The 15,645-nt window shown below is 64.9% G+C and carries 13 protein-coding genes and 1 pseudogene; 5 read left to right on the top strand and 9 right to left on the bottom strand.

Translation table 11 applies throughout. The features are described 5' to 3' along the window. Positions 1-2 precede the first annotated feature (2 nt). The 3 genes from tcuA to ACVIYL_RS05740 form a co-directional block, all read right to left on the bottom strand. Positions 3-1,403, bottom strand: a complete 1,401-nt coding sequence (tcuA, locus tag ACVIYL_RS05750) for an FAD-dependent tricarballylate dehydrogenase TcuA (RefSeq protein ID WP_456777962.1) — start codon at positions 1,401-1,403, stop codon at positions 3-5. Positions 1,404-1,531: 128 nt separating this feature from the next. Beyond that, entirely contained in the window at positions 1,532-2,842 is a 1,311-nt protein-coding gene (tcuC, locus tag ACVIYL_RS05745) for an MFS transporter (protein ID WP_076832572.1), read from the bottom strand. Positions 2,843-3,120: 278 nt separating this feature from the next. Next, the gene (locus tag ACVIYL_RS05740; RefSeq protein WP_456777961.1) at positions 3,121-4,020 is read right to left on the bottom strand and encodes a transcriptional regulator GcvA; all 900 of its coding nucleotides are present in this window, start codon (positions 4,018-4,020) and stop codon (positions 3,121-3,123) included. 134 nt (positions 4,021-4,154) lie between these two features. Here ACVIYL_RS05740 and ACVIYL_RS05735 point away from each other — a divergent pair, with 134 nt between their 5' ends. Further along, positions 4,155-4,373, top strand: coding sequence for a DUF1127 domain-containing protein (locus ACVIYL_RS05735; protein ID WP_456777960.1), 219 nt, complete (start codon positions 4,155-4,157; stop codon positions 4,371-4,373). 70 nt (positions 4,374-4,443) lie between these two features. After that, positions 4,444-5,067 (top strand): GNAT family N-acetyltransferase, encoded by a 624-nt coding sequence (locus ACVIYL_RS05730; RefSeq protein WP_310880830.1) that lies wholly within the window; start codon positions 4,444-4,446, stop codon positions 5,065-5,067. 160 nt (positions 5,068-5,227) lie between these two features. Here ACVIYL_RS05730 and ACVIYL_RS05725 read toward each other — a convergent pair whose 3' ends face one another. After that, positions 5,228-6,064, bottom strand: a complete 837-nt coding sequence (locus ACVIYL_RS05725) for an oxidoreductase (RefSeq protein WP_456781784.1) — start codon at positions 6,062-6,064, stop codon at positions 5,228-5,230. 120 nt (positions 6,065-6,184) lie between these two features. On the opposite strand from ACVIYL_RS05725, the gene ACVIYL_RS05720 reads away from it, so the two are divergent. Next, positions 6,185-7,072: a LysR family transcriptional regulator gene (locus ACVIYL_RS05720; protein WP_456777959.1), complete on the top strand. Its 888-nt coding sequence runs from the start codon at positions 6,185-6,187 to the stop codon at positions 7,070-7,072. Positions 7,073-7,280: 208 nt separating this feature from the next. Here ACVIYL_RS05720 and ACVIYL_RS05715 read toward each other — a convergent pair whose 3' ends face one another. Then, positions 7,281-8,111: an enoyl-CoA hydratase gene (locus ACVIYL_RS05715; RefSeq protein ID WP_456777958.1), complete on the bottom strand. Its 831-nt coding sequence runs from the start codon at positions 8,109-8,111 to the stop codon at positions 7,281-7,283. A gap of 237 nt (positions 8,112-8,348) precedes the next feature. After that, positions 8,349-9,050 (bottom strand): SDR family NAD(P)-dependent oxidoreductase, encoded by a 702-nt coding sequence (locus tag ACVIYL_RS05710; protein ID WP_229186202.1) that lies wholly within the window; start codon positions 9,048-9,050, stop codon positions 8,349-8,351. Positions 9,051-9,121: 71 nt separating this feature from the next. Here ACVIYL_RS05710 and ACVIYL_RS05705 point away from each other — a divergent pair, with 71 nt between their 5' ends. Both ACVIYL_RS05705 and ACVIYL_RS05700 read left to right on the top strand, forming a co-directional pair. Further along, positions 9,122-10,903: an acyl-CoA dehydrogenase family protein gene (locus ACVIYL_RS05705; RefSeq protein WP_456781783.1), complete on the top strand. Its 1,782-nt coding sequence runs from the start codon at positions 9,122-9,124 to the stop codon at positions 10,901-10,903. Between the two features lie 53 nt (positions 10,904-10,956). Further along, positions 10,957-12,046 (top strand): annotated as a pseudogene (locus ACVIYL_RS05700) (Zn-dependent alcohol dehydrogenase). Between the two features lie 138 nt (positions 12,047-12,184). Here the strand turns inward: ACVIYL_RS05700 and ACVIYL_RS05695 are convergent. The 3 genes from ACVIYL_RS05695 to ACVIYL_RS05685 all read right to left on the bottom strand — a co-directional run bounded on the left by ACVIYL_RS05695 (position 12,185) and on the right by ACVIYL_RS05685 (position 15,529). Further along, positions 12,185-12,538, bottom strand: a complete 354-nt coding sequence (locus ACVIYL_RS05695) for a nuclear transport factor 2 family protein (protein WP_456777957.1) — start codon at positions 12,536-12,538, stop codon at positions 12,185-12,187. Positions 12,539-12,747: 209 nt separating this feature from the next. Then, positions 12,748-14,220, bottom strand: a complete 1,473-nt coding sequence (locus ACVIYL_RS05690) for an amidase (protein WP_456777956.1) — start codon at positions 14,218-14,220, stop codon at positions 12,748-12,750. 145 nt (positions 14,221-14,365) lie between these two features. Continuing rightward, positions 14,366-15,529 carry an IS4 family transposase gene (locus ACVIYL_RS05685; RefSeq protein ID WP_057015126.1) on the bottom strand — a complete coding sequence of 388 codons (1,164 nt, stop codon included), beginning with the start codon at positions 15,527-15,529 and terminating at the stop codon, positions 14,366-14,368. Positions 15,530-15,645: the final 116 nt, after the last annotated feature.

The following is a 15,645-nucleotide window of genomic DNA, read 5'->3' as shown; positions in this document are numbered from 1 at the left end:
CTTCAGTTCCGCGCATTCTTGGCTGCTTCCCGGCCGGCGACGCGACCGAACACGCTGCCGATGGTCATGCCGATGCCGGCGGCATAGCCCTTGCCGAGCACGTTGCCGGCCATGATCTCGCCGGCCGCGAACATGTTGGCGGACGGCTTGCCGTCCTTCATCAGTATCCGCGCCTCTCGGTTCACGCGGGTGCCGAGATAGGTGAAGGTGATGCCGGGCCGCACCGGATAGGCGAGGTATGGCGGCGTCTCGATCCGGCGCGCCCAATGCGTCTTCGGCGGCGCGATGCCTTGGGTAGCGCAGTCGTCGAGGATGGTGTGGTCGAAGGTGCCGGGCTGCACTGCGGCGTTGAACTCGGTGATGGTCTTTTCCAGCGCGGCCGCGTCGAGCTCGAGCTTGCCGGCGAGTTCGGCAATCGTCGCGCCCGCGATCGGTGGAAACAGCGTCGGCATGAAGCTCGTCACCACGGTCGAGTCGAAGATGATGTAGGCGATCTGGTCCGGCTGCGCGGCGACCAGCCGGCCCCAGATCGCATAGCGCTTCGGCCAGATGTCCTCGCCCTCGTCGTAGAAGCGCTCGGCATGCTTGTTGACGACGATGCCGAACACGACCGAATCGTGACGCGTGATGATGCCGCCGTCGAATTTCGGCGCGCGGGCGTCGATCGCCACGGCATGGCATTGCGTCGGATCGCCGATCTCCTGCACGCCCTTGGCGAGCAGCATCTTGAGGATCGCGCCGCGATTATAGGGCGTGCCGCGGATCAGGAAATTGTCGGCCGCATCGCCCCAGGATTCCTTCAGCCATTCGATGTTGGCCTCGAAGCCGCCGGCGGCCGCAACCAGGGTCGAGGCGCGGACTTCGGTCTTGCCGCCGACCGGCTGCTTCAGCTGCGCCGAAAGGAACATGCCGTCCTCGACCGTGAGGTCGATGACCTCGGCATCGTAGAGGATGTCGACGCCGAGCTCCTCGGCGGTGCGATAGAGCGCGTTCAGCATCGCGCGGCCGCCGCCGAGGAAGAACGAGTTGGTGCGGCCAAGGCTCAGCGTGCCGCCGAGCGACGGCTGCCAGCGTACGCCCTGCTCGACGATCCAGTTCAGGATGTCCTTGGATTCGTGGATCATGAAGCGGGCCAGTTCCTCGTCGGTCTGGCCGCCGGTCACCAGCAGCAAATCCTTCCAGAACTCCTCCTCGGTGTAGGGACCGGTGAGGATCTCGGTCGCAGCGTCATGGGCGCAGCGCATGTTGCGGGTGTGGCGGGTGTTGCCGCCGCGATAGAATTTCGGGGCGCCTTCCAGCACCAGCACCGAGGCGCCGGCGCGTCGTGCGCTGATCGCAGCGCACAGCGCGGCGTTGCCGCCGCCGATCACCAGCACGTCGAACCTGCGCGTCAGATCAACCATGCGCTCTTGTTATCGTTGTTGGCATGGAAAGCAACACGGCCGGGCGCATGAGCATGATCCGGAAAAGCGTGTCGCGATTTTCCGGAGAAGTCATGCCCAGCGAGCCCGCCCGGCCGCGAAGTGGAATATCAGGCCGCAACCGTCTCGCGCTGCTCGATGGTCTGGCCGCCACGATACACGATCAGCGCGGCGACGATGCCGAGAGCTGCGGCGCACATCAGCCAGTAGCCGGGCGAAGCCTTGTCGCCGGTCTGCTGGATCAGCCAGGTCGAGGCGAACGGCGTGAAGGTGCCGAACAGCCCCGCCGCCAGCGCAAAGGCCAGCGAGAAGCAGGTGGTGCGGACATGCGCCGGCACGATCTCGACCAGGCAGCCCAGCATGGTGCCGCTGTAGACGCCGAAATAGAACGAGAACATCATCTCGACCGCCAGCATCTTGCCGAACGAGGGATTGGTCACCAGCCAGTGCAGCGCCGGATAGGCCGTGATGAGGGACAGGCCGGCGATCGCCAGCAGCACCGGCTTGCGGCCGATCCGGTCGGACACCGCGCCGCCGACCGGATTCCAGATGAAATTGGTCACCGCAACCAGCAGCGTCACCAGCAGCGCATCCTGGGTCGAGAGCTTCAGCACGGTCTTGCCGAAGGTCGGCGTATAGACGGTGACGAAGTAGAAGGTGGTGGTGGTCAGCACCGCGATCATCATGCCGAGCACGACGATGCGCCAGTTCGCGATCGCCGATGCGAACACCTCGCTTGCGGTCGGATGCTTCTTCATCGCGAGGAACGCCGGGGTCTCCTCTAGTGTCCGGCGCAGGAAGAAGATCACCGGGATGATCAGGCAGCCGACGAAGAACGGGATGCGCCAGCCCCAGGAGGCCACGGTCGCGGCCGGCATGCTCTCGCTGAGGACGAAGCCGAGGATCGAGGCGACGAAGATCGCGACCTGCTGGCTCGCCGACTGGAACGAGGTGTAGAAGCCGCGATTGCCGGGCGTGGCGATCTCCGCGAGATAGACCGAGACGCCGCCGAGCTCGACGCCGGCGGAGAAGCCCTGCAGCAGGCGCGCGATCAGCACGATGATCGGCGCCGCAATGCCGATGGTCGAATAGCTCGGGCAGAGCGCGATCACCACGGTGCCGATAGCCATGATCGACAGCGTCACGATCAGGCCCTTGCGGCGGCCGATGCGGTCGATATACGCGCCGAGCACGACGGCGCCGACCGGGCGCATCAGGGCGCCGAGCCAGAACACGCCGAACGCGTTGAGCAGCGCCGCGGTCTCGTTCTCGGAGGGGAAGAAGGCCTTCGCAATCGCCTGGGCATAGAAGCCGAACAGGAAGAAGTCGAACTGCTCGAGGAAATTGCCGCTGGTCGCGCGCAGGATGGCGCCAAGACGCGATTTGATCTGCGGGACTTGCGATGAACTCGACTGCGACATAACGCCCTTTCCTCCCCGTGACAAAAACGGCCGGCGCAAATTGTCTCGCCGGCCAAAGCAGTTAACTGCCATGTGCGGCAATTTGGCACGCCTGTCCGGCGCGACCAACCCGAAATCACGCGGGGGGCTATGGGAAAAAAGCCGTAGGTGCAAACCGCAGGGAGCGTCTCGAGCGAAGGAGATACCGGTTCGCGCGAAGAAACCTCGTCAAAACAACGATCTGGCGCTTTGGCCCAGGTCCAATCAGAACCGAAGCTCCGGCCGACGCGTGCGCCGCATCAAGGCGCGGCGTGCGCCGTTGTGCCGAGCCAGTTCCGGAACGCGGAGAGCTTTGGCGTATCGGCGCGTCCTTGCGGCGAAACCAGGTAGAAGCCGGCGTCGGCCGGCAGCGCGATCTTGAAGGGAACCACGAGGCGACCCTTGGCGATGTCGTCCTGCACATAGGAGGTGCGGCCCATCGCGATGCCGATGCCGTCGATCGCGGCCTGGATCGTCACGAACAGCAGGTCGAAGGTGACGCCGGGCTGCTTGGAAATATCGGTCGGCAGCCCCGCCGCGGTCAGCCACAGCCGCCAGTCGTCGCTGTTGGCGTTGCTGGTGTGCAGGAGCGTGTGATCCCTGAGGTCTTCAGGGCATTTCAGCGGCCTGGTTCCCTGCAGCAGCGACGGGCTGCACACCGGAAACAGCTCATCCGCCATCAACCAATCGGCACGCAGGCCCGCCCATTGGCCGCGGCCATAGCGGATCGCCGCGTCGACCTTGTCGCGCTGGAAGTCGATCAGGCTGGTCGAGGTGGTGATGCGAACGTCGATGCCGGAATGCGCCTCCTGGAAGGCCGACAGCCGCGGCAGTAGCCATTTGGCGGCAAGCGATGCCAGCGTCGAGACCGTCAGCACGTGATCGTCGTCCCGGCGCAACAGGCGGTCGGTGGCGAGCCTGAGATCGTTGAAGGCGGCGCGGACGCCGGGAAGGTATTCGGTAGCCTCCGGCGTCAGGCTCAGCGAGCGGTTCTGGCGGACGAACAGGCGGACGCCGAGCTCCTCCTCGAGCCGCCGGATCTGATGGCTGATCGCCGTCTGCGTCACGTTCAGTTCGGACGCCGCCAGCGTGAAGCTCATATGCCGTGCGGTGGCCTCGAACGCCCTCAGGCCATTCAGCGAAGGCAGGCGGCTGGTCATCTCTTATGCGTCTCCAATTCTTATGCGTCTCCAATACATGACTTTAATTCATGCGAAACGGTACAAAGTGTCGTTTGTGAGCGGGCCGAATAGCTCCGATACTACGGCCAACAGGTTACCGATAGGAGCCGCAGATGTCCATTTTCACCCATGAATCGATGACAAATCGTCATACGCCAAATCATCACGCATCGGGCCTGCTGAACCAGGTCGGCGAGACCCTTCACGTCTGGTGGGAGCGCTATGAGCGCCGCCGCGAGTTGTCGCAGTGGACCGAGCGCGATCTGCACGACATCGGCATGTCCCGCAGCGACATCGTTTTCGAGACCGAGAAGCCGTTCTGGCGGGCCTGAGAAGGACGCCACCGCTGGCGTCGCCTCGATCGAGGGGCGCCGGCCAATTTCTTCACCCGAGGAGCGTGTCATGGTTGCGCTGCATCTCGACGATCTCAAGCAATACTCTGACGTGCTGCGCGCCAAGAACGGCAGCGAGGTCAAGGTGCGCTTCGTCGAGCCGCGCGACCGCGAAGAGCTGCAGAGCTACATCCGCTCGCTCTCCGCGGGGTCCCGTTACAACCGCTTCCTGGGCGCGTTGAGCGAGCTGCCGAAGACGGAGCTCGAGCGTTTCATCCATGTCGGCGAGGCTGACCGGTTCACGGTGGTCGCGACGATGCCGGTCGATGGCTTTGAGACCATCGTCGGCGAAGCCCGCTACGCCTTCCATGCCGATACGTCGAGCGTCGAGTTCGGCCTGTCGATCGATGACCGGTGGCAGGGCCACGGCATTGGCAAGGCGCTGCTCAAGAATCTCGAATGCCGCGCGGCGTCCTTCGGAGCCGAGCGCATCTTCGGCGACACCTTGCGTTCCAATGCGACGATGATCGGCCTCGCCCGGAAGTCGGGCTACGCCTTCATGCCGAGCGCCGGCGATTGGAAGCTGGTGCGCTTTGCAAAAGAGATCCACGTCGAACCGCAAGACATTCCCTGTGCCAGCTGGCGGCTTGCCGCCACTTCCCGCTTGGCCGCGATGTCCTCGCTTGCGGTTTGACTGACTAGGCCCGGTTCTGGCCCCTCCAGAACCGGGCCCTTTTCTATAGCCCGTGCCTTTGCCGCGATTTCCGCTCGTCATGCGCGGGCTTGACCCGCGCATCCATCGAGCGAAAGCGTTTCTTTCGATGGATTGCCGGGTCAAGCCCGGCAATGACGGATCAAACTTCCTCCGTAAAATCCGTCGACGTCGCCACCGTCCGCCATTCCGCGAGCTCCCTCGCGACAAACGCATTCTTGGTCTCGATCCGCTCCACGGTGTCGCTGCCGAGCGGCAGCCGCAGCGGCGGCGTTTCCGCGTTGACGAGCTTGAGGATCGCACCGGCGAGCTTGCGCGGATCGCCGCGCTGGCCGTGGTTGAAATCGGCGGCGACGGCGCGGGTCTTGCCGACGCTCGCATGATAATCCTCGATCTGCTGCGCGGTGCGCGACAGCGAACTCTCGTCGAGGAAGTCGGTGCGGAAGAAGCCCGGCTCGACCACTGTCACCTTGATGCCGAGCGGCGCGACTTCGGCGGCCAGCGCCTCGCTGATGCCTTCCACCGCGAACTTGGTCGCGCCGTAGACGCCCCAGCCGGGATAGCCGGTGTAGCCGCCGACCGAGGAGATGTTGATGACGTGGCCCGAGCGTTGCCGGCGCATATGCGGCAGCACCGCGCGGCTGACGCCGAGCAGGCCGAACACATTGGTGCCGAACAGCCGCTGGGTCTCCGCGGCGCTGGCCTCCTCGATCGCGCCGAGCAGGCCGTAGCCCGCATTGTTGATCAGGATATCGATGCGGCCGAACTTTTTGACCGCCTCGCCGGCCGCGGCGTGGGCCTCAGCCTCGCTGGTGACGTCGAGCCTTGTGGCCAGCAGCCGCTCATGCTGGCCGAGGCGAGCGGTGACGGTCGCGGGATCGCGAGCGGTGGCCACCACCGCATCGCCGGCCTTGAGCGCGGCTTCCGCGATCAGGGCACCGAACCCCCGGGAAGCTCCTGTGATGAACCAGACACGCATGATCTTGCCCTTTCCTGGAAGGCCCGGCGCGCTGCCGGGCTGATGGGCAAAGGGATAGCGCCTCGCCATAATTGAGATAATCCGCTATGAATTCCTCAAGCTACTGAGCAGAATTCATCAATGCGGATCGATCCTTCCGACCTCGCCACCTTCCTCGCCATTGCCCGGCACAAGAGTTTTCGCGCGGCGGCGACCGAGCTTGGCGTGTCCGCCTCGGCACTGTCGCATGCGCTGCGCAACATCGAGGAGCGGCTCGATCTGCGCCTGATCAACCGCACCACGCGCAGCGTGGCGTTGACCGAGGCCGGGGAGCTTCTATTCGCGCGGATCAGTCCGGCGTTTCGCGACATCGACGATGCGCTGGAGGATCTCAACAATTTTCGCGGAAAGCCGGTGGGCACGCTGCGCTTCACCGCGGCGCGCCAGTCGGCGCAACTGGTGCTGCTGCCGATCGTCACGCGCTTCCTGAAGGCGTTTCCTGATATCAACGTCGAGATCATGATCAACGACGCGTTGATCGACATGGTCGCCGCGGGTTTCGATGCCGGCGTGCGGTTCGGCGAGACCATTGCTGCCGACATGATCGCCGTGCCGATCGGGCCGCGGCATCGCTTTGCCGTGATCGGCTCGCCGGCCTATTTCAGGACCCACAAGCCGCCGGTGACGCCGCACGACCTGAAAGGCCTGCCCTGCATTCGCTACCGCTTCACCTCTGGCGCGATCTATCGCTGGGAGTTCGAGCGCGGCGGCATCGAGGTCGATATCGATGTCGCGGGGCCGCTCACGCTGAACGACCAGGATCTGATGGTCGATGCGGCGCTCGAGGGGGCGGGGCTGGCCTATGTGTTCGAGGCGCAGGTCGAGGCGCTGATCGCCAAAAGAAAACTGGTGCGCGTGCTCGCCGACTGGTGCCCGGCCTATCCCGGGTTCTTCCTCTATTACCCCAGCCGCAGCCAATTGCCGGCCGCGCTGCGGGCGTTCGTCGATTTTGCGCGCGGCAGCCCGTAGCCCGGATGGACCTGCGTAGCCCGGATGAAGCGAAGCGCAATCCGGAGAGACTGCGTCCGCGGTGAGACCGATCCCGGATTACGCTGCGCTGCATCCGGGCTACGAGATCGTCATGCGCGGGCTTGACCCGCGCATCCATCAAACAAAGGCATTCCTTTGCGATGGATTGCCGGGTCAAGCCCGGCAATGACGGGACGCTGAACTGGGATCAACTCCCCCGGAACACCGGCTTGCGCTTCTCGATGAAGGCCTGCACGGCCTCCTTGTGATCGGCCGTCGTGGTGAGGCGGATCAGCCGCTCGGCCTCGTGGTCGCGCGCGGTGGCGAAGTCGAATTGCAGCGCCTCGTCGAGATTGTCCTTCATGTAGCGCAGCGCCAGCGTCGGGCCTTCGGCGATCGACTTCGCCAGCGCAAAGGCCTCGTCCTGCAGCGTTTCGTCCGGCACCACGCGGTTGACGAGGCCGATCTGCTCGCATCTCGCGGCGTCGACCTTCTCCGAAGTGAACATCAGCTCGCGGGCGCGCGAGGTGCCGACCAGGCGCGTCAACAGCCAGGCCATGCCGTAATCGCCGCTCAGCGCCACCCGTAAGTAACCGGTCGAGATGAAGGCGGATTGTGCCGCGATCCGAATGTCGCAGGCCATCGCGATCGCAAGGCCGGCGCCGACCGCGGGACCGGGAAGGGCGGCAATGGTCGGCTTGCGCACCGAGGCGAGCGCGCCGGTGAGCAGGCGCTGGCGCTCCTGCAAATCCGCGACCTTGTCCTCATAGGACATTTCGAGCTTCTTCTTGTCGCGATGCGCGCCCATGCCCTTGACGTTGCCGCCGGCGCAGAACGCCTTGCCGGCGCCGGTGACGAGCAGCACGCCGACCTCGGGGTTCTCGCCGCAGGTCCTGATCATCGTGCGCAGCGCCGGCGTCAGCGTGTCCGACAGCGAGTTGCGGGCGTCCGGGCGGTTCAGCGTGATGACGGCGACGCGATCGCGGATCACGCAGAGCAGTTCGTCGGTGCCGGTCTCGATCTTGATTTCAGCGGTCATGTCGTCGCTCCCCATGTCTGTTTGTTTCGTCATTCCGGGGCGATGCGAAGCATCGAGCCCGGAATCTCGAGATTCCGGGTCTGGTGCTAGCGCACCATCCCGGAATGACGGTGAAAGTTACTTCACGCGGTGAGCAAAAGGCGCCAAGCCTCGTGCGCACCGCCTCACAGCTTGCTCGCGATCTTGATCACGTTGGCGTTTCGTCCAGCCTACGCTGCTTACATGATCTTCGTCATCTCAAAACTTCTCAACCCAAGGCCGCAATTCCAGCTCCCAGGTCCAGGCGCTGCGCGGCTGTTGCAGCACGTTCCAGTAGCTCAGTGCAATCGCGTCGGGATCGAGCATCGAGTCCGGCCGGTCGGCGGGCTCGGTGCGGGCGGCGCTGCGGATGCCGCCGTCGATCACGAAATGCGCGACGTGGATGCCCTGCGGCGACAATTCGCGTGCCATGCTCTGCGCGAGGCCGCGCAAGGCGAACTTGCCCATCGCGAACGGCGCCGATTGCGCATAGCCCTTCACGCTGGCGGAAGCGCCGGTGAACAGGATTGCGCCCTTCTTGTTGGGCAGCATGCGCTTCGCCGCTTCCTGCGCCACCAGGAATCCGCCGAACGCCGAGACCGCGATCGCCTGCTCAACCTCTGAAGGGACCAGTTCAACGAAGGGGCCGCGCGAGCGGCCGGAGGCGTTGTAGACCACGAGATCAGGCGTTCCGATCTCGCGCTCGACCAGACCAAAGAGACGTTCGACATCCTCGGCCTTGGTGGCGTCGCAGGCATAGGCCCGCGCGCCGGTTTCGGTGCAGAGCGCGCCGAGCTTCTCGATGCTGCGGGCGCCGAGTGCCACGCGAATTCCCTCCCGCGAAAATAGCCGCGTCAAGGAGGCGCTGAGGCCCTCGCCGGCGCCGACGATCAGGGCGATCTTGTATTTTGGAATATCCATTGGGCTTTCCTTTGCTCGGCCGGAGGAGGATAGTCGTGCCCAAACAAATGAGCACCGAAGCCGGGAATTCAATGCAGCCGCACAAGCAGGATCCGAAAACGTCAGCCGTCAGCCAACCGGGCCTGCTGGCGCCCGACACGACGGGAATGAATTTCTTCCGGGCCGATCCGGCGCTGACCGACCTTCTGAAGCTGCATCTGCCCGATGCATTGTTCCGCCATATCGAGCCGCATCTCGACCGCCTCGGTGGATTGGCCGGAGGCTATCTCGACGAATGCGCGCGGCTTGCCGACCGGCATACGCCGGTGTTGCACCAACGCGACAAGTTCGGCCGCGACGTGCAGCACATCGAGTATCATCCGGCCTATCGCGAGATCGAGAAGGCCGCGTTCGGCGAGTTCGGCATTCACGCGCTGTCGCTCCGCAAGGGCATCATGGGCTGGCCCGACAAGTATCCTGTCGTGGCCAAGCACGCCTTCACCTTCCTGTTCAACCAGGCGGAGTTCGGCATGGGCTGCCCGATCAACGTCACCGACGGTTGTGCAAAGCTGCTGGCAAATTTCGGCGACGAGGCGTTGAAGGCGAAATATCTCGACGGCCTGACCCAGACCGACATGAGCAAGCTGACGCAGGGCGGCCAGTTCATGACCGAGAAGGAGGGCGGCTCCGATGTCGGCACGCTGACCACGCGCGCCGTGCAGGAGGGCGATCACTGGCGGCTCTATGGCGAGAAGTGGTTCTGCTCCAACGCCGATGCCAAGGTGGTGATGCTGCTGGCGCGGCCGGAAGGCGCCGGGCCCGGCACCCGCGGCGTCGGCCTGTTCCTGATGCCGCGTTTCCTCGACGACGGCTCGCAGAACCATTACCGGATCGTGCGGTTGAAGGACAAGCTCGGCACCCGCTCGATGGCCTCGGGCGAGATCAAGTTCGATGGCGCGATCGCCTACGCCGTCGGCAAGCTCGACCGCGGCTTCGTGCAAATGGCCGAGATGGTGAACTCGTCGCGGCTCTCCAACGGCGTGAAGTCGACCGCGCTGATGCGCCGCGCCTGGCACGACGCGATCACCGTGGCGAAGGGCCGCGTGGTGTTCGGCCAGCGCATCATCGACCTGTCGCTGGCGCGGCGGCAGCTGATGAAGATCATGCTGCCGACCGAACAGGCGCTGTCGATGAGCTTTTTGACCGCCGACGCGCTCGACCGCGCCGAGGCCGGCAGCCAGGACGCCGCGGCGCTGCTCCGCATTCTGACGCCGACGCTGAAATTCCGCGCCACTCGCGACGCCCGAAAGGTCTGCGGCGATGCGATGGAGATGCGTGGCGGCATCGGCTACATCGAGGAATTCGTCACGCCGCGGCTGCTGCGCGACGCGCATCTCGGCTCGATCTGGGAGGGCACCGGCAACATCGTCGCGATCGATGCGCTGAAGCGCGCGGTCGGCCGCCATGGCGCCGACAATGCGCTGGCCGCCGATCTGCATGCGCGGCTCGATGACAGCGCGAATGTGCCGCAGGCCTGGCGCAACCGGCTGCGCGATCTCAGCGACCGCGCGGTCGCGTTTGCGCGCGAGGTGGCGAGCCGCATCGACAATGAGGGCGACGCGCGGCGCGCCACCAGCCTGCTCTATCATGTCGCAAGCGCGGTCGCGCTGGCGTGGGAGGGTGGGCGCATCCACGAGACGCGCGGCGATGCGCGTCGGCTGTTGCTGTCGCGGATGGTGATCGATCACCGCGTGCTGCCGGGCGATCCGTTCCGGCTAACGGAAAATACCGTTCAGCGCAGGATGACCGAGCACCTGCTCGGCGATCGCGCGGTCGGCATGGCCGAGGTTGGCGAATTGCTTGACGCAGCGTAGGCTGCTGCGCGAGCGAACTTTTCAAACAATCAAAAACGTCAAGGGAGACCGCGATGAAGGCCGCCGTCCTGCATGAAGTCAATCAGCCGCTGGTGATCGAGGATGTCAGCGTGCCCAATCCGGGGCCGCGCGAGGTCCTGATCCGCACCGCGGTCGCGGGCCTCTGCCATTCCGATCTGCACTTCATGGAAGGCCTCTATCCGCATCCGCTGCCGGCGGTGCTCGGCCATGAATCGGCCGGCGTGGTCGAAAAGGTCGGCTCCGACGTCAATTACGTGAAGCCCGGCGATCACGTCGTCACCTGCCTGTCGGTGTTCTGCGGCACCTGCGACAACTGCACCACCGGCCGCACCGTGCTGTGCACCGACACCACGGTGAAGATGCTGCCCGGCGCCTCCAACCGCCTGTCATGGGGCAGGAAGGAGAAGCTCAACCAGTTCCTCAATCTGTCGTCGTTCGCCGAGCAGATGCTGGTGCACGAGAACGCCATCGTGAAGATCAAGAAGGAGATGCCGCTCGATCTCGCCGCGCTGATCGGCTGCGGCGTCATCACCGGCTATGGCGCGGTGGTCAACACCGCGAAGGTGACCGCCGGCGAGACGGTGGCGGTGATCGGCTGCGGCGGCGTCGGCATGGCCGCGATCAACGGCGCGCAGATCGCCGGCGCCGGCCGCATCATCGCGATCGATACCAATCCGGCGAAGCTGCAGCTTGCGACCAAGCTCGGCGCCACCGATATCGTCGATCCGGCCCGCGGCGACGTGGTCCAGCAGGTGCGCGAGCTCACCGGCGGCGGCGTGCAGCACTCCTTCGAGGTGCTCGGCCGCAAGGACACCGCCGAGCAGGCCTTCGCCATGCTGGCGGCGGGCGGCACCGCGACCATCGTCGGCATGATCCCGTTCGGCCAGAAGATCGAGCTGCACGGCTTCGACTTCCCTGCGCGAGCGCCGCATCCAGGGCTCGTCGATGGGCTCCAACCACTTCCGCGTCGACATGCCGCGCCTCGTCGACTTCTACATGCGCGGCAAGCTGCATCTGGAAGACTGGATCTCGGCCAAGCTGAAGCTCTCCGAGATCAACGAGGGCTTTGCCAACATGAAAGCCGGCAAGACGCTGCGCAGCGTGATCATGTTTGATAGCTGAGCGTGTGTCGTCCCGGCGTAGGCCGGGACCCATACGCCGCGGCCTCGCTTTGGGCACGTGGGTGGACGACTTTCTTTACTCACCACAAGCTGCGGTGGTTATGGGTCCCGGCCTGCGCCGGGACGACACCTGAATCGCTCACCGCGCGACATGCGCGGATACCGCGCGCCATTTTCCGTTCTGCCGCGCCCAGCAATCGGTATAGCGGCCGTGCGCCGGCTCACCGTCCGCGTTGGTGTAGCTGGTCTGGGCGTGGATGATGGCGAAATCGCCGAGGATGCGGATTTTGACGTCCTCGGCCTTCAGCCCCTTGATCTTCACCGGGATCGCCGTCTGCTTCAGGAAGGCAGCGCGGTCGACCAGGCTCTTGTCGGGATTGGTGCAGTAGAAGTCCTGCGCCAGAATTTCGTCGAAGCGCTTGACGTCGCAGTTCTGAACTGAATCGACGTAATCCTTGTTGAGCCTTGTCAGCTCCTCGAGATCGTTGCTCATTGGTTTTCTCCCTGGTTCTGCTGTCCGTCATTGCTGTGTCGGCGGCGGCGGCCTCGATACCGTCATCCTGAGGAGCCGCGAAGCGGCGTCTCGAAGGATGCACGGCCCGGCTGGTGGCCGTCGACCCTTCGAGACGCGCGCAACGGCGCGCTCCTCAGGGTGACGGCGATAGAGTTAGGTGCCCTTCGTCGCTCTGCAATGACCGCTGATCAATCATCGAACATCTTCGGCGGCACGAAGCCGCCGAATTCGCGCTCGATCAGCCCGGCGAGTTTCAGCGGCGTGCGGTCCTCCAGCCAGGGGCCGACGATCTGCACGCCGACCGGCAATCCGTCGGGCGCAAAGCCGGTCGGGATCGCAGTCGAAGGCAGGCCGGGCAGGGTCGCGATGCCGGGCCAGGCGAGCTGGTCGGTGTAGATGTAAGGCTCGCCATCGATCAGGATTCGCCGCTGCTCCTGGTCGGGCTCATGATCGTGCGGATAGGCCGGCGTCGGCATGATCGGACAGATCACCGCGTCGAACGACTTGAACAGCTCGCGCCATCGCGCGCGCAGCCGCGAGCGGGCGACCGTCGCCTGCACCCAGTCGCGGTGGCTGAGCGCGATGCCGCGCAGTCGTTCGGCCTGCAGGCTGGTGTCGCCGGCGGGCAGCGCAGCTGCCGCCGCGCAGGCGCCGGCATAGACCTCCGGCGGGAAGGTCGCGGCGAGGAACGACAGCAGCATCCGCATATAGAGCCGCGAGGACGCCGCGAAATTCGGCAGCAGCGGGCTCGACCGCGATATCTTGGCGCCGGCCTTGTCGAGGTGGCTCGCGAGCTTGTCGATGCTGCCGCGCACCGCCTTGTCGGTCGGCAGCACCGGATCGGTGTCGATCACGAGGATCCGGAAATCCTTCAGGCTGGCGTGGCGCGCCACCGGCAGGTCGAGGCGATAGGCCTTGCCGGCATCGAGCGGATCGGGAGCGGCCATCACGTCGAGCAGCAGCGACAGGTCGGCCGCGCCGCGCGCCATCGGGCCGGTCACCGCAAGGTCGCGCTCATAGATGATGGGCGGTGCCGGCGGCGCGGTGTGGCCGCGCGACGGCAGCAGCGCGAAGGTCGGCTTGTGCGCATAGATGCCGCAATGAAACGCCGGCACGCGCAGCGAGCCGCCGATGTCGGAGCCGAGCGACAGCGCGCCGTAGCCCGCGGCGAGCGCCGCCGACGATCCGCCGGACGATCCGCCCGGCGTGCGGCCGAGGTCGTAGGGGTTGTTGGTGGTGCCGTAGATCTCATTGTAGCTCTGCCAGTCGGCGAGCCCGACCGGCACGTTGGTCTTGCCGAGGATCACGCCGCCGGCGTCCTTCACCCGCTGAATCGACAGCGCGTCCTCGGTCGGGACGAAGTCCTTTTGCGGCAGGAAGCCCCAGGTCGTCGGCAAGCCGGCGACGTTGAAGGATTCTTTCACCGTCATGGGGATGCCGAGCAGCGGCCTGTGCTCGCCACGCGCGATCGCGGCATCCGCGGCGCGCGCAGCGGCGAGGCCGCGCTCGAAATCGCGCACGCAGACCGCGTTGACCTTGCCGTCGTGACGCTCGATGCGGCCAATCGCGTCCTGTGCGAGCTCGACCGCCGAGACCTGCTTGTTGCTCAGCGCCTGCGACAATTCGACGGCGGTCTTGAAGCTGTATTGCGATTTGGCCACGGCGTGCTCCCGGTTTGTTGTTGGCGCGATGATGGGCAGTTTGGCTGCCGCCCGCAAGCGCTGTAGCCGTGACGTTGTCGCCGTGTTTGATCGGAATTGCTCTGCTTTACCTCGCCCCGCTTGCGGCAGGGGTGTCCGGGGAAATTCAGGCATAGCGGAGCTCCATCTGGTCAGGTGAGATGGTTGATTTCCGACGGCTGGGGTTGATGGGCGGAGGTTTGTCGATGGCAGCGAGGGATCGACGCGTGAGCAGGAGCTGGCCGACGAGTTCGGCGAACCTGAGCGGGAGCATTTTGATGCAGTTGGTGTGAGCGGCGATGCGCAGCAGCAGGTAGGCAATCATCGCAGCGAGCACCTGAAGGCGGATCGCGTTGTCGTTGGCGCCGAGGAACTTGCGAATATCGAGATGCTGCTTGATCCAGCGGAACAGCAGCTCGATTTGCCATCGGCTCTTGTAGAGGGCGGCGATCTCGACGGCGCTACGGGCAAGGTCGTTGGTCAGGAGTGTGATCTTGCCGCCTTTCTCGCGTCTGATCTTGATGCGGCGGAGCGGGATTGGAAGGCGCGAATCGCCCTTGCTGGTGAGCTTCACCTCGTCATCGGCAAGGATTTCGAAGCCATCCCCGTTACGCTTGCGGATGGCGCGATGCCTGAGCGAGCGAAGACGGATGCTCGTCTTCGCCCGGGTAACGAAGAAAGCCTTGCTATCATTGATCTTCTGCCACCAGTCGAAACGGCAATAGCCCTTGTCAAACACATAGGTGGTGGCGGGCTGGATTGGGGTCTGTCGGCCGATCTCGATGTCATTGACGTTCGCGGCCGTCATCTCGACGCAGGTCGGGACATCGCTCCTTGGGTCGTAGACGACATGCAGCTTCATGCCGCGGATGCGGCCGTTCCACGTCGCCCAACTGCAGACCTTGCCGAGCGGGATCGGACTGGCGTCGATCAGACGCACCATCTCCATGCCTTCACTCCGCAGCTGGCGACGCGCCATCGCCGACAGCGCCGCAAAGGTTTGCGCGAAAATGCCGATCGGACGGCGGGCATTGGCATCGGACAACGTCGAGCGCGACAGCTTGCCGGTTCCCAAGTGATAGTGATGCTGCGAATTGGCGTTGAAGCCAGTCACCACCCCGCGCAGACTGCTGTTGCCGCTAAGCTGGGCATAGATCAGCGCCACCAGATGATCCCAGCTCCTGAACGACTTGTCGTAGGCATCCCCGTCCAGACGATCCACAACCGTCTGAAACTGCCGTCGATTGATCGGTTCAAGCAGCCTTCCAAAAATGCTACCGCGATATCGCATGCTCGGCCCTCTGTGTCTCGACAACCAGAAAAGACCGATTTGCCTCGGTCCTGCCGAGCATGCACCGCGACACAGTGAATCATTCCCCGGACACCCCTGCGCTTGCGGGGAGAGGT

This window comes from Bradyrhizobium sp. USDA 3315, assembly GCF_054056795.1.
This window is presented reverse-complemented; position numbering and strand designations above follow the sequence as displayed.

Excerpts from the sequence above, each read along its gene's own strand:
- tcuA (WP_456777962.1), bottom strand. The coding sequence starts at position 1,403 with ATGGTTGATCTGACGCGCAGGTTCGACGTGCTGGTGATCGGCGGCGGC.
- tcuC (WP_076832572.1), bottom strand. The coding sequence starts at position 2,842 with ATGTCGCAGTCGAGTTCATCGCAAGTCCCGCAGATCAAATCGCGTCTT.
- ACVIYL_RS05740 (WP_456777961.1), bottom strand. The coding sequence starts at position 4,020 with ATGACCAGCCGCCTGCCTTCGCTGAATGGCCTGAGGGCGTTCGAGGCC.
- ACVIYL_RS05735 (WP_456777960.1), top strand. The coding sequence starts at position 4,155 with ATGTCCATTTTCACCCATGAATCGATGACAAATCGTCATACGCCAAAT.
- ACVIYL_RS05730 (WP_310880830.1), top strand. The coding sequence starts at position 4,444 with ATGGTTGCGCTGCATCTCGACGATCTCAAGCAATACTCTGACGTGCTG.
- ACVIYL_RS05725 (WP_456781784.1), bottom strand. The coding sequence starts at position 6,064 with ATGCGTGTCTGGTTCATCACAGGAGCTTCCCGGGGGTTCGGTGCCCTG.
- ACVIYL_RS05720 (WP_456777959.1), top strand. The coding sequence starts at position 6,185 with ATGCGGATCGATCCTTCCGACCTCGCCACCTTCCTCGCCATTGCCCGG.
- ACVIYL_RS05715 (WP_456777958.1), bottom strand. The coding sequence starts at position 8,111 with ATGACCGCTGAAATCAAGATCGAGACCGGCACCGACGAACTGCTCTGC.
- ACVIYL_RS05710 (WP_229186202.1), bottom strand. The coding sequence starts at position 9,050 with ATGGATATTCCAAAATACAAGATCGCCCTGATCGTCGGCGCCGGCGAG.
- ACVIYL_RS05705 (WP_456781783.1), top strand. The coding sequence starts at position 9,122 with ATGCAGCCGCACAAGCAGGATCCGAAAACGTCAGCCGTCAGCCAACCG.
- ACVIYL_RS05695 (WP_456777957.1), bottom strand. The coding sequence starts at position 12,538 with ATGAGCAACGATCTCGAGGAGCTGACAAGGCTCAACAAGGATTACGTC.
- ACVIYL_RS05685 (WP_057015126.1), bottom strand. The coding sequence starts at position 15,529 with ATGCGATATCGCGGTAGCATTTTTGGAAGGCTGCTTGAACCGATCAAT.